This window comes from Nonomuraea sp. NPDC005692 (assembly GCF_040631115.1).
Classification (GTDB): Bacteria; Actinomycetota; Actinomycetes; order Streptosporangiales; family Streptosporangiaceae; genus Nonomuraea.
Map to the genome: position 1 here is coordinate 1 of NZ_JBEXYU010000043.1, position 12,391 is coordinate 12,391.

Genomic DNA, 12,391 nt, shown 5'->3' on the forward strand with positions numbered 1-12,391 from the left:
GCATGTGTTTCATGCACTGGCTTTTAACACACTGTTGAGTTCTCAAGAAACGGACGCGTACTTCCTCACCAGAACCCGTTCCCGGATCCTCGTTCAGAGGCGTTCATTTCGTCTTCTTAATCTTAGCAGGCCCGCCGATTTCGTGTCAAATCCGGAGACTTGAACAAACCGGACCAAACCTGTCTAGGATTGGATGCCCCGCTTCCGAGGCAACCCTCGTAACTTACCGTGTCATCCGGCACTTGTCGAATCAACCGATTATTCGGCGTGCTTCGGGCGCCAGAGGACAACCCATGCCAAAGCGCGTTGAAGCGCCTCGACCGAGGTGGCTTGTCATCTCAAGGGGCTTGTCCCGGGGCCCGTCCGCCTCATCGGCGTCCGGCTCGCTCCGGGGACGAAGTGAAAGATTAGGTCGCGATCCGCGACACGTCAAATCGCCGGACGGGGGCATGGCGGAACGCGGGGTGAAGGTGCTCGTCATGCGTGCCGCGCGAGGCATCGCCGACGAGGGCCGGCCTCAGCCGGGGCGGGCGGTCCTCAGCTGGATGGGCGGTGATGGCTGTGGGAGGGAGTGATCGGCGAGCTCGAAGAGAGGGGGTTGGTAGGAGAGGAGAGTGCAATTGGGTCGGATGTGGCGGGGGCAGCGGTGTGGGGTGGCTCGTTCGGGCTCTGCGGGCGGGGCGCGGTAGAGGTTGCCGGACTTGCTGCTCTGAGGTGCCGGCTTGTGATGGCTTCGGGGCATCGCGACGAAGGCAGTGACCGGTGCGTGGAGGCGGTGGTGAGGCATGGGCGCTGACCAGCTCGATCGGACGGCTGCCGGGTTGAGAGTGCAGGGCGGGGGTGCGGAGGGGCGCGTATTCTGCCCCGGTGACCACTGCCGCCACAATTGCCCCTTCGGTCCAGCCTGCGACCCGTCTGCGTTCCTCCTCCCCTTGGTGGATGGCTCTGGTCGCGGGGGCGGTGGCGTTCTCGGGGACGGGGGCGGCCACCCTGAACGGTGACGAGCTGGCCACCATCAGCGCGGCTTCCCGGTCACTGGGGGGGTTGTGGGAGCTGGCCCGGCACATCGACGGGCACTTCCTGCCGTACTACCTGTTCATGCACTTCTGGGTGAAGGCCGGCACGGCCGAACTATGGTTGCGACTGCCGTCGGCGGTGGCTATCGGGGTGGCGGCCTGGTTCCTCGCCGACCTGGGGAGGCGGCTGCACAGTGTGCGGGCGGGGGTGATCGGGGCGGCGCTGCTCGCGATCCTGCCCTCCGTTTCCTATTACGGGGCTTTCGCCAGGTCCTATGCGTTCGCGGCGGCTGCGGTGGTGTTCTCGTTCTGGGCGCTGCACCGGGCGGTGGAGCGCCCGAGCCCGCGACGATGGGTGGCGTACGGGGTGGCGGTGGCACTGGTGTGCTGCACGCATCTGTTCGCGGTGCTGGCGCTGCCCGCGCACCTTGCCCTGGCTCGGCGTGGGCTGCTGGTGCGGATGGCGGTGGCGCTGGGGATCGGAGGTCTGCCCGTGGTCGTGCTGGGGCTGATCGGGTTCGGGGAGCGGCACGCGATCAGCTGGATCCCGCAGCGTGGGCCGGAGGTGTGGCTCAAGTTCCCGAAGATGGCGGCGGGCTCGACCGGGGCCGGGGTGCTGCTGTTCGCGGTCGCGTTGGCCGGCGCGGTGGTGCTCTGGAAGTCGACGGCGCGCCGTGATCGGGTGCGAGAACGCGGGCACCGGTCGGCGGGTCCGGATCAGGTGCGGGGGGATGGTGACGGTTCCGCGGGGCCTGGTCAGGCTTGGGGGGATCGTGACGGGTCCGCGGGGCGGGAGCCGGTGGCCGGGGACGGGGGGCGGTGGGCTGTCGCGGGGGTGGGGTGGCTGGTGTTGCCGCCGCTGCTGCTGCTCGCGGTCTCGCAGCTGGTGACGCCGGCGTACGTGGACCGGTACCTGTTCGTGACGGCGCCCGCGCTGGCGTTGCTGGCGGGGGTGGCCGCGGCGGGGGTGCCGCGGTTCCCGGTGCCGGCGGGGATCGCACTCGTGCTGGTGGGGGGTCTGCTCGCGGTTTCCGACCATGTGACGGTACGCGAGGAGAACGGACGGTTCGAGAACATCCCCTGGGCGTTGCGGGTGGTCAGGGCCGAGCCGGGGGACGCGGTCGTGTACGGGCAGAGCCAGCTCCGGGCCGGGTTCGACTACTACGCGGACGCGGCGATGCCGGACGACGTGCTGAAGACGGGTGACGTGCCGGACGCCGACGGTTTCGGCTACCCCGAAAGGTCGGAGGTCGCGGCGGCGTTGAAGGGGCGCGAGCGGGTCTGGGTGGTGTGGCGGGGCACCAAGCAGGCGGGGTTGCAGGGCGACTCCGTGCCGCGGGTGGCGCAGGTGAGACAGGCGGGGTTCGAGCCGGTGTCGGTCAAGCACTCGGCGGATCTGCCGGGGCTGACAGTGGCCCTGTTCGAACGGAAACCAGACCGGAAACCGGGCCGGAAGCCGACGCGGACGTCAGTGCGGAAATGAGATGCGGAAATGAGACAGGCGGGCCTCCCGGGGCCCGCCTGGTCATGCGGAAGTTGAGCCCGCAGGGCTCGCCTCGCCATACGGAAAGCGGGCCCCGCAGGGCCCGCCTTGCCGGTCGGGATCAGGCGACCTCGACGCCGCCGATCGACTTCTTGCCGCGGCGCAGAACCATGAACCGGCCCGCCAGCAGGTCGGACGCCTCGGGCACGTACGCCTCGTCAGTGATCTTGACGTTGTTCAGGTAGGCGCCGCCCTCCTTGACCGCGCGCCTGGCCGCCGACTTCGACTCGACCAGCCCGCTGTCGGCCAGCAGGTCGACGAAGGACGCGCCGAGCTCGGCGACGGTGGCCTTGGGAACCTCCGCCAGGGCGGCCCCCAGGGTGGCGGCGGGCAGGTCCTCCAGCGAGCCCTGTCCGAACAGCGCCTTCGACGCGGCCATGACCGCTTCCAGCTCGGCGCGGCCGTGGAGCAGCTCGGTGAGGTCTTCGGCCAGCGTGCGCTGGGCCTCGCGGGCGAAGGGACGCTCGGCGACCGCCTTCTCCAGCTCTTCGATCTCCTCGCGGCTGCGGAACGTGAACACCTTCAGGTAGTGGATCACGTCCCGGTCGTCGGAGTTGAGGAAGTACTGGTAGAAGGCGTACGGGGAGGTCATCTCGGGGTCGAGCCAGAGCGCGCCGCCCGCCGTCTTGCCGAACTTGGTGCCGTCGGCCTTGGTGATCAGCGGCTGGGTCAGGACGTGCACGTGCCCGCCCTCGATGCGGCGGATCAGGTCGGCGCCCGCCGTGATGTTGCCCCACTGGTCGCTGCCGCCGATCTGCAAGGTGCAGTTGTAGCGGCGGAACAGCTCCAGGTAGTCGTTGGACTGCAGGATCTGGTAGCTGAACTCGGTGTAGCTGAGCCCCTCCCCCGCGAGCCTGGCGGAGACCGACTCCCTGGCGAGCATGCGGTTGACCGGGAAGTGCTTGCCGATGTCGCGCAGGAAGTCGATGGCGCTCAGCTCACCGGTCCAGTCGAGGTTGCTGACCAGGCGGGCCGGGTTGGACTCCGCGTCGAAGTCGAGGAACTTGCCGACCTGGCCGCGCAGGCGCTCCACCCACTCGGCGACGATCTCGCTGGAGTTGAGCGAACGCTCGGTGTTGCGGCCGCTCGGGTCGCCGATCAGGCCCGTGGCGCCGCCGACCAGGCCGATCGGGTTGTGCCCGGCGAGCTGCAGGCGGCGCAGCGTGAGCAGCGGCACGAAGTGGCCGATGTGCAGGGACGGCGCTGTGGGGTCGAAACCGGAATAGACCGTGATCGGTGCCTTGGCCATGGACGCGCGCAGGGCGTCGAGGTCGGTGGACTGGGCGATCAATCCTCGCCACGCGAGGTCGTCGATGATGTCGGTCACGGTGATGTGGCTTCCCTGAGTCGGAGTCGGTGCCTTTAGCCTGCCCGATCGGTGTGCCGGCGCGCCACTTGGATACGCTCGGTGTCCATGTGGAGGGTCCGTCGCGAGCTGGCCGTTTTCAAGATCTTAGGGGCTCTGGCGTGCGCCGGGCTCGCCGTCTTCTGGTGGGTGGCCGGGGACGTGCGCGGGGTGATCCTCGCGGTGCCGGCGGCCGTGCTGGTGGGCGGGATGGGGCTGCGCGACGTGCTGGTGCCGGTACGGCTGTCGGCCGACGCGGACGGCATCACGGTGGTGCACGGGTTCGCCGGCCGGCGGCACGTGCCGTGGGCGGCGATCGAGGACGTCACGGTGGACGTGCGCAGGCGGTTCGGGCTGCGCAGCGAGATGCTGGAGATCGACACCGGCGACCACCTGCACGTCTTCAGCGCTCACGAGCTGGGCGTCTCCCCCACGGAGGTGGCCGCGGAGCTGCGCCGGCGCGGCACGTGAGCGCGGTACGGCGAGACGGTCGGGTCGCCGTCGATCCAGAACCGCCACGGGGTCTCCTTGGCGGTCGAGACGCCGGTGCGCGGGCCTGACCTGATCGTGCCGGGGTCGGCGGGCCGGCCTTCGAGCACGGCGGCCGTCCCGTGGGGCAGGCCGGTGAGCCAGGTCGCGTGCTCCGGCCCCTGGCCGGGGAGCCAGGTGGCGGGCCGCGGTCCGTGACCGGGGTCACCGGGGTTCCCGGTCAGGGGACCCAGTGCGGCGGGTGAGCCTTCCCAGATCGCGTCGAGGCCGTTGTGCTCGCGCAGCAGGCCCAGCGCGACGGCCAGCCTGGCGGGGCCGCGGGCGAGGTCACGGTCCGGCACCCGGCCGCCCTGACCGCCCCGGCTGCCCTGACCGCCCGCCGGGGCCCGGCCGGCGGTGGGGGTGCGGCGGGTGCGGGCCTCGTCCAGGCCGGCGACGATCTCGCCGGCGCGGACCAGCACGGCCGAGCCGTGGCCCTCGGGCAGGCAGACGAGGTTCGCGCAGAAGTGCATGCCGTAGGTGAAGTACACGTACAGGTGGCCGGGCGGGCCGAACATGACGGCGTTGCGGGGTGTCCTGCCGCGGTAGGTGTGGGCCGCCGGGTCCTCGCCGGGGCCGCCGTACGCCTCGACCTCGGTGAGGCGGACGGCGACCGGGCCGTGCACGAGGACGCGTCCGAGCAGGTCGGGCGCGACCTCGTGCGAGGGCCGGTCGAAGAAACTCCGCGGCAGCGGCGCGGCGCTCAGCTGCCCGAGGCCCATGCTGCCTGCGCGTCGACCGCCTCGCGCAGGGCGACGAGCTGGTCGCGTACGCGGTCGGGCGCGGTGCCGCCGTGGGCCTTGCGGGCCGCCAGCGCGCCGGGCACGTTGAGCACGTCGCGGACGTCGGGCGTCAGGTGCGGCGAGACCTTGGCCAGCTCGTCGTCGCTCAGGTCGCCGAGGTCCTTGTCGTTGACCTGGCACCAGACCACCAGGTGGCCGACGGCCTCGTGCGCGTCGCGGAACGGCACGCCGCGCCGCACCAGCAGCTCGGCCAGGTCGGTGGCCAGGGCGAAACCGTCGGGGGCCGAGGCCTCCATGCGGGCGGTGTTGACGCGCATGGTCGCGACCAGGCCGGCCATCGCGGGCAGGACGAGCAGCAGCGTGTCGACCGAGTCGAACACCGGCTCCTTGTCCTCCTGAAGGTCGCGGTTGTAGGTCAGCGGCAGGCCCTTGAGCGTGGTGAGCATCGACATGAGGTTGCCGATCAGGCGGCCGGACTTGCCGCGGGCCAGCTCGGCGACGTCGGGGTTCTTCTTCTGGGGCATGATCGACGAGCCGGTGGAGTAGGCGTCGTCCATCTCGATCCAGCGGAACTCCTGCGAGGCCCACAGGACGATCTCCTCGCCCAGCCGCGACAGGTGCACGCCGATCATCGCCGCGTCGAACAGGAACTCGGCGGCGAAGTCGCGGTCGGCGACGGCGTCCATCGAGTTGGGCGCGGCGGCGGAGAAGCCGAGCTCCTCGGCCACGGCCTGCGGGTCGAGCGGCAGCGAGGAGCCCGCCAGGGCGCCGGAGCCGAGCGGGGAGACCGCGGCGCGCTTGTCCCAGTCGGTGAGGCGGTCGATGTCGCGGGTGAAGGCGTGCACGTGGGCCAGGAGCTGGTGGCCGAAGGAGACGGGCTGGGCGTGCTGCAGGTGCGTCATGCCCGGCGCGGCGGTCTCGGCGTGCTGCTCGGCCTGGGCCATCAGCGCGGTCTCCAGCTCGACCAGGCGGGAGACGATGCTGCGCACGTGGTCGCGGAGGTAGAGGCGCAGGTCGGTGGCGATCTGGTCGTTGCGGCTGCGGCCCGCGCGCAGCTTGCCGCCGAGCGAGCCGAGCCGCTCCAGCAGGCCGCGCTCCAGCGCGGTGTGCACGTCCTCGTCGGCCACGGTCGGGCGGAACTCGCCCGCCTTGCAGGCGGCCTCCAGGTCGTCGAGCGCGCCGATCATGCGCTCGAGCTCCTCGTCGCTCAGCAGCCCCGCCCTGTGCAGCACGCGGGCGTGCGCCCTGGACGCCGCCAGGTCGTACGGCACCAGCCGCCAGTCGAAGTGCACGCTCACCGACAGCCGGGCCAGCGCGTCGGACGGACCGCTCTCGAAGCGCCCGCCCCACAGCCGCATCGGCTTGCCATCACTCACCGTCATCTCCTCCATTTCCCACGCGACCATAGTGCAACTCAGCCCTTCTTTGCGTCAGGGGCGGCCGCGATCCCGGCGACCGGTTCAGCCACGCCGGTCCGCCACGCGCAGCAGCGCCTCCGCGACGGCCTGGCCGCCCATCGGATCACGGCTGATGACCAGGATCGTGTCGTCGCCCGCGACCGTGCCGAGGATGGACTCCCAGTCGGCGTGGTCGATGGCGGAGGCGAGGAACTGGGCGGCGCCCGGCGGGGTGCGGACCATGACCAGGTTGGCCGAGGCCTCGGCGGCCACCAGCAGTTCCTCGGCGATGCGGTGCAGGCGCGCCGCGGGGCTCTCGCCGCCGCCGGTCCTGGTGAGCGGGATGCGGTCGCCGCCCTCGCCGGGCAGCGCGTACACCAGGGAGCCGTCGTCGGCGCGCAGCTTGAGCGCGCCGAGCTCGTCCAGGTCGCGGGAGAGGGTGGCCTGGGTGACCTCGACGCCGCTCTCGGCCAGCAGCTTGGCCAGCTCGGGCTGGGAGCGTACGGCCTTGCGCTGCAGCAGGTCGGTGATCTTCGCCTGCCGCGCGGCCTTGGTCATCGGGATGGTCATCCGCGGGTCACCAGCCAGTGGAGCAGGGCCTTCTGGGCGTGCAGCCGGTTCTCGGCCTGGTCCCACACGACGCTGGCCGGCCCGTCGAGGACGTCGGCGGTGATCTCCTTGCCGCGGTAGGCGGGCAGGCAGTGCAGGACGATCGCCTCGGGCGCGGCGTGCCCCAGCAGCCCGGCGTTCACCTGGTACGGCGAGAACGCGGCCGCCCGCTCCTCCTCGCCGCTCTGCCCCATCGACACCCACGTGTCGGTGGCGATCACGTGCGCCCCCTGGACGGCGGCGGCCGGGTCGGTCATCGCGACCACCGAGCCACCGGTCCTGGCCGCGACGGCGGCGGCCTGGCCGAGGATCACGGCGTCGGGCTGGTAGCCGGCCGGGGCGGCGATCCGTACGTGCATGCCGGCAGTGGCGCCGCCGAGCAGGTAGGAGTGCGCCATGTTGTTGGCGCCGTCACCGACGTACGTCAGCGTCAGCCCGGCCGTGCCGCCCAGCCGCTCACGGACGGTCTGCAGGTCGGCGAGGATCTGGCAGGGGTGGAAGTCGTCGGTGAGCGCGTTGACGACGGGCACCGCGGAGGCGGCGGCCATCTCCTCGACCAGCCGCTGCCCGGTGGTGCGCCACACGATGGCGGCCACCTGGCGGTCGAGCACGCGGGCGATGTCGGCGGTCGGCTCGCCCCTGCCCATCAGCACGGCGACGTTGTCCACGACGAGCGGCAGGCCGCCGAGCTCGCCGATGCCGGTGTGGAAGGAGACGCGGGTGCGGGCCGAGGGTTTGTCGAACAGGACGGCGACGGTTTTCGGGCCCTCGAACGGCCGGTAGCCGAACCGGTCCTTCTTCATCGCGGCGGCCAGGTCGAGGACCTCCGCCTGCTCCTCGGGGCTCAGGTCGTCGTCCCGCAGGAAGTGTCTGACTTGCGCCGAGTCCGCGCGGTGCCTGGTCACGCCGACGCCTCCTCGAGGATCGCGGGGAACGCCTCGACGAAGGCGTTCACCTCCTCGTGGGTGACCACGAGCGGCGGCGCGAGGCGTACGGCGTCCGGCTGGAGGGCGTTGACCAGGAAGCCCGCCTCGGCGGCGGCCTGCTGCACCCGCACGGACCGCTCCTCCTTCAGGACGGCGGCCAGCCACAGGCCGCGCCCGCGCACGCCCTTCAGCAGCGGGTGGCGGACCGCCTCCAGGCCGCCGCGCAGCCCGGCGGCGACCGACTTGACGTGGTCGAGGTCGAGGTTGTCCAGCACGGCCAGCGCCGCCGCGCACGAGACCGGGTTGCCGCCGAACGTCGAGCCGTGGTCGCCCTTGTCGAACAGCCGGCCGGCCTCGCCGAACCCGACGCACGCGCCGATCGGCAGGCCGCCGCCGAGGCCCTTGGCCAGGGTCAGGATGTCGGGGGTGACGCCGTCGGCCTGGTGGGCGAACCAGTGGCCGGTACGGCCGATCGCCGACTGGATCTCGTCGGCGACCAGCAGCGCGCCTGTCGAGTCGCAGATCTCGCGGGCGGCCTCGAAGTAGCCCTCGGGCGGCGGGACGACACCGGCCTCGCCCTGCGTCGGCTCCAGGAACACCGCGATGCAGTCGCCGGTCACCGCCTCCTTGAGCGCGTCGGCGTCGCCGTACGGGACGAAGCGCACGTCGACGGGGAACGGGCCGAACTGGTCGCGGATGGCCTTCTTGCCGGTCAGCGACAGGGCGCCGATCGTCCGGCCGTGGAAGCCGTTCTCGGCGGCGACGAAGTAGGAGCGGCCCTCACGCTTGCCGTACTTGACGGCGAGCTTGTAGGCGGCCTCGTTGGCCTCGGTGCCGGAGTTGGCGAAGAAAATCCGGGCGGGCGCGTTGAGCAGGCCGAGCAGCCGCTCGGCGAGCAGCACCTCGGGCTCGTGCAGGAACAGGTTGCTGGTGTGGGCGAGCGTGGCGACCTGCTTGGAGACCGCCTCGACCAGGGCGGGGTGGGCGTGGCCGAGCGAGCTGACCGCGATGCCGCCGATGAAGTCGAGGTACTCCTTGCCGTCGACGTCCCAGACGCGGGTGCCCTCGCCGCGGGCCAGGGCGATCGGGGGGACGCCGTAGTTGGGCATGAACGCCTGCTCGAACCGCTCGTGGAGGTTCATGAGGGCATCACCATGGTTCCGATTCCTTCGTTGGTGAAGATTTCCAGCAGCATCGAGTGGGGCACGCGGCCGTCGAGGACGTGCGCCTGGGGCACTCCCCCGCGCACGGCGGTCAGGCACGCCTCCATCTTGGGCACCATGCCGCTGGACAGCGTGGGCAGCAGCTTCTCCAGCTCGTCGGCGTCGAGCTGGTCGATCACGTCGGTGTCATCGGGCCAGTTGGCGTACAGGCCCTCGACGTCGGTGAGCACGATCAGCTTCTGCGCGCCCAGCGCCACGGCAAGCGCGGCGGCCGCGGTGTCCGCATTCACGTTGTAGATCTCTCCGTCGGCACCGGTGGCGACGCTGGAGACGACCGGGATGCGGCCGTCGTCGATCAGCGCGCGCACCGCGCCGGGATCGACCTTGACGATCTCGCCGACCTGGCCGATGTCCACCGGCTCGCCGTCGACGAGTGCGAGCTTGCGCTCGGCGGTGAACAGGCAGGCGTCCTCGCCGGACATGCCGACCGCGAACGGGCCGTGCCGGTTGACCAGGCCGACGATGTCGCGGCCCACCTGCCCGACCAGGACCATCCTGACGACCTGCATGGCCTCGGGCGTGGTGACGCGCAGCCCGGCGGTGAAGGTGGACTCGATGCCGTGCCTGTCCAGGGCGCTGCTGATCTGCGGGCCGCCGCCGTGGACGACGACCGGGCGCAGGCCGGCGTGGTGCAGGAACACGACGTCCTCGGCGAAGCCCTCCTTGAGGGACTCGTCGGTCATGGCGTTGCCGCCGTACTTGATGACGACGGTCGCGCCGTGGAAGCGGGTCAGCCAGGGCAGTGCCTCGATCAGCGCCTCGGCCTTGGTGGCCGCGGTGACGGCCCTCACGAGGAGTACGCCGAGTTCTCGTGGACGTACTCGGCGGTCAGGTCCGTGGTGTGGATCGTGGCGCTGTGGCGGCCGGCCGACAGGTCGATGGTGATCGTCACGTCCCGGGGGCGCATGTCGACCTTGGAGCGGTCGTCGCCGACGGAGCCGTCGCGGCAGATCCAGATGCCGTTGATGGCGACGTTGACGCGGTCGGGCTCGAAGGCGGCCTTCGTCGTGCCGACGGCGGCCAGGACGCGGCCCCAGTTGGGGTCCTCGCCGTGGATGGCGCACTTGAGCAGGTTGGAACGGGCGACGGTGCGGCCCACCTCGACGGCGTCGTCCTCGGAGGCGGCGCCGACGACCTCGACGGCGATGGCCTTGGAGGCTCCTTCGGCGTCCACGAGCAGCTGCCTGGCCAGGTCGGCGCAGACCTCCTGCACCTTCTGCCCGAACTCGGCCAGGTCGGGCCTGACCCCGGCGGCGCCGCTGGCCAGCAGCAGCACGGTGTCGTTGGTGGACATGCAGCCGTCGGAGTCGAGCCGGTCGAAGGTCGTCGCCGTGGCGGCGCGCAACGCCGTGTCGAGCTCCTCGCTGGTCAGGTCGGCGTCGGTGGTGATCACGCAGAGCATGGTGGCCAGGGCGGGGGCGAGCATGCCGGCGCCCTTGGCCATGCCGCCGACCATGTAGCCGTCGGCCCGCTTGAAGGAGATCTTGGAGACGGTGTCGGTGGTGCGGATGGCGTCGGCCGCGGCCAGGCCACCGTCGCGGGAGAGCTGGCCCGCGGCGGTCTGGACGCCGGTCAGCAGGGCCTCCATCGGCAGCCGCTCGCCGATCAGGCCGGTGGAGCAGACCGCGATCTCGCCGGCGCTGTCGCCGATGACCTCGGCGACCTTCTCGGCGGTGGCGTGGGTGTCCTGGAAGCCCTCGGGGCCGGTGCAGGCGTTGGCGCCGCCGGAGTTGAGCACCACCGCGCGCAACCGCCCGCCCGCCAGGACCTGCTGCGACCAGAGCACGGGGGCGGCCTTGACGCGGTTGGCGGTGAAGACGCCCGCGGCGGCGCGGCTGGGCCCGTCGTTGACGACGAGGGCCAGGTCACGGGCGTCGCCGGACTTGATGCCGGCGGCGATGCCCGCGGCCCGGAAGCCCAGTGGGGCGGTGACACTCATGGAGCAACTCCTGTCAGGGGAAGGCCGAGCTCTTCCGGCAGGCCGAGGGCGAGGTTGACGCTCTGGACCGCGCCTCCGGCCGTGCCCTTGGTGAGGTTGTCGATGGCGATGACGGCGACCACGCGGCCGGCGCGCTCGTCGAGCGTCACCTGGAGGGCGGCGGTGTTGGCACCGTACGTCATGGAGGTGGCCGGCCAGACGCCCTCGGGCAGGAGCCGGACGAACGGCTCGGCCTTCAGCGCGACCTCGTAGGCGGTGCGCAGCGACTCGCGGGTGAGGCCGGGGGCGGCGGGGGCGGTGCAGGTGGCCAGGATGCCGCGGCTCATGGGGGCCAGGGTGGGGGTGAAGGAGACGCGTACGGGGGCGCCGGCGACGGCGGACAGCCCCTGCTCCATCTCGGGGGTGTGGCGGTGGACGCCGCCCACGCCGTACGCGCTGACCGAGCCCATGACCTCGCTGCCCAGCAGGTGGGCCTTGGCCGCCTTGCCCGCGCCGCTGGTGCCGCTGGCGGCCACCACGACGACGTCGGGACCGGCCAGGCCCGCGGCGAAGGCGGGCCACAGGGCCAGCAGCACCGAGGTCGGGTAGCAGCCGGGGACGGCGACGCGCCGGGCCGTCCGCAGCACGTCGCGCCGGCCGGGCAGCTCGGGCAGGCCGTAGGGCCAGGTGCCGGCGTGGTCGCCGCCGTAGAACTCCTGCCAGGCCGCGGGGTCGGCGAGCCGGTGGTCGGCGCCGCAGTCGACCACGATCGTGTCCTCGCCGAGCTCGGCGGCGACGGCGGCCGAGTGGCCGTGCGGCAGCGCGAGGAAGACCACGTCGTGCCCGGCGAGCACGCCCGGCGTGGTCTCCTCCAGGACGCGGTCGGCGAGCTGCGGCAGGTGCGGCTGGTGGGCGCCGAGCAGGCTGCCGGCGCTGGAGGCCGCGGTGAGCGCGCCGATCTCGAACTCGGGATGGCCGAGCAGGAGGCGGAGCAGCTCACCTCCGGCGTAGCCGCTGGCTCCCGCGATCGCTGCTCTCATCCGGCCCTCCTGCATAACTATGCACCCTATCTCATGACCTTGCTTGTGAAGATGATGCACTCAAGAGGATGATTATGCAAGCCGGGACGGCCCGCGCCGGCGA

The 12,391-nt window shown here is 71.8% G+C and carries 11 protein-coding genes; 2 read left to right on the plus strand and 9 right to left on the minus strand.

Annotated elements, in window-relative coordinates; all coding sequences use genetic code 11:
* Positions 1-939 precede the first annotated feature (939 nt).
* Positions 940-2,499, plus strand: a complete 1,560-nt coding sequence (locus ABZ459_RS46990) for a glycosyltransferase family 39 protein (RefSeq protein WP_357986014.1) — start codon at positions 940-942, stop codon at positions 2,497-2,499.
* 121 nt (positions 2,500-2,620) lie between these two features.
* Here the strand turns inward: ABZ459_RS46990 and tyrS are convergent, their stop codons facing one another.
* A complete protein-coding gene (tyrS, locus tag ABZ459_RS46995; RefSeq protein ID WP_357986017.1) occupies positions 2,621-3,886 on the minus strand; it encodes a tyrosine--tRNA ligase in 1,266 nt (421 codons plus the stop codon).
* 87 nt (positions 3,887-3,973) lie between these two features.
* Between tyrS and ABZ459_RS47000 the strand changes: the two genes are divergently transcribed.
* Entirely contained in the window at positions 3,974-4,375 is a 402-nt protein-coding gene (locus tag ABZ459_RS47000; protein WP_352330053.1) for a PH domain-containing protein, read from the plus strand.
* On the opposite strand, the gene ABZ459_RS47005 is transcribed toward ABZ459_RS47000, so the two are convergent.
* From ABZ459_RS47005 to argC, 8 genes are all read right to left on the minus strand, one after another.
* Positions 4,315-5,154 (minus strand): DNA-3-methyladenine glycosylase, encoded by an 840-nt coding sequence (locus ABZ459_RS47005; protein ID WP_357986019.1) that lies wholly within the window; start codon positions 5,152-5,154, stop codon positions 4,315-4,317. The two genes, ABZ459_RS47000 and ABZ459_RS47005, sit on opposite strands and share 61 nt — an antisense overlap.
* Positions 5,136-6,557 (minus strand): argininosuccinate lyase, encoded by a 1,422-nt coding sequence (gene argH / locus ABZ459_RS47010; protein ID WP_357986022.1) that lies wholly within the window; start codon positions 6,555-6,557, stop codon positions 5,136-5,138. Before argH ends, ABZ459_RS47005 begins: the two co-directional genes overlap by 19 nt.
* Positions 6,558-6,635: 78 nt before the next feature.
* The gene (locus tag ABZ459_RS47015; protein ID WP_357986025.1) at positions 6,636-7,142 is read right to left on the minus strand and encodes an arginine repressor; all 507 of its coding nucleotides are present in this window, start codon (positions 7,140-7,142) and stop codon (positions 6,636-6,638) included.
* Entirely contained in the window at positions 7,139-8,086 is a 948-nt protein-coding gene (gene argF / locus ABZ459_RS47020; protein WP_357986028.1) for an ornithine carbamoyltransferase, read from the minus strand. Before argF ends, ABZ459_RS47015 begins: the two co-directional genes overlap by 4 nt.
* Entirely contained in the window at positions 8,083-9,249 is a 1,167-nt protein-coding gene (locus ABZ459_RS47025; protein WP_357986031.1) for an acetylornithine transaminase, read from the minus strand. The genes argF and ABZ459_RS47025 overlap by 4 nt, the downstream gene beginning before the upstream one ends.
* Complete coding sequence (gene argB / locus ABZ459_RS47030; RefSeq protein WP_357986034.1) at positions 9,246-10,121, minus strand: acetylglutamate kinase; 876 nt, start codon at positions 10,119-10,121, stop codon at positions 9,246-9,248. Before argB ends, ABZ459_RS47025 begins: the two co-directional genes overlap by 4 nt.
* Positions 10,118-11,269, minus strand: a complete 1,152-nt coding sequence (argJ, locus tag ABZ459_RS47035) for a bifunctional glutamate N-acetyltransferase/amino-acid acetyltransferase ArgJ (protein WP_352364964.1) — start codon at positions 11,267-11,269, stop codon at positions 10,118-10,120. The genes argB and argJ overlap by 4 nt, the downstream gene beginning before the upstream one ends.
* Positions 11,266-12,288 carry an N-acetyl-gamma-glutamyl-phosphate reductase gene (argC, locus tag ABZ459_RS47040; RefSeq protein ID WP_357986037.1) on the minus strand — a complete coding sequence of 341 codons (1,023 nt, stop codon included), beginning with the start codon at positions 12,286-12,288 and terminating at the stop codon, positions 11,266-11,268. The genes argJ and argC overlap by 4 nt, the downstream gene beginning before the upstream one ends.
* Between the last annotated feature and the right edge of the window lie 103 nt (positions 12,289-12,391).

Coding starts and splice junctions, on each gene's coding strand:
- ABZ459_RS46990 (WP_357986014.1), top strand. CDS start 940: ATGGCTCTGGTCGCGGGGGCGGTGGCGTTCTCGGGGACGGGGGCGGCC.
- ABZ459_RS47000 (WP_352330053.1), top strand. CDS start 3,974: ATGTGGAGGGTCCGTCGCGAGCTGGCCGTTTTCAAGATCTTAGGGGCT.
- ABZ459_RS47005 (WP_357986019.1), bottom strand. CDS start 5,154: ATGGGCCTCGGGCAGCTGAGCGCCGCGCCGCTGCCGCGGAGTTTCTTC.
- argH (WP_357986022.1), bottom strand. CDS start 6,557: ATGACGGTGAGTGATGGCAAGCCGATGCGGCTGTGGGGCGGGCGCTTC.
- ABZ459_RS47015 (WP_357986025.1), bottom strand. CDS start 7,142: ATGACCATCCCGATGACCAAGGCCGCGCGGCAGGCGAAGATCACCGAC.
- ABZ459_RS47025 (WP_357986031.1), bottom strand. CDS start 9,249: ATGAACCTCCACGAGCGGTTCGAGCAGGCGTTCATGCCCAACTACGGC.
- argJ (WP_352364964.1), bottom strand. CDS start 11,269: ATGAGTGTCACCGCCCCACTGGGCTTCCGGGCCGCGGGCATCGCCGCC.
- argC (WP_357986037.1), bottom strand. CDS start 12,288: ATGAGAGCAGCGATCGCGGGAGCCAGCGGCTACGCCGGAGGTGAGCTG.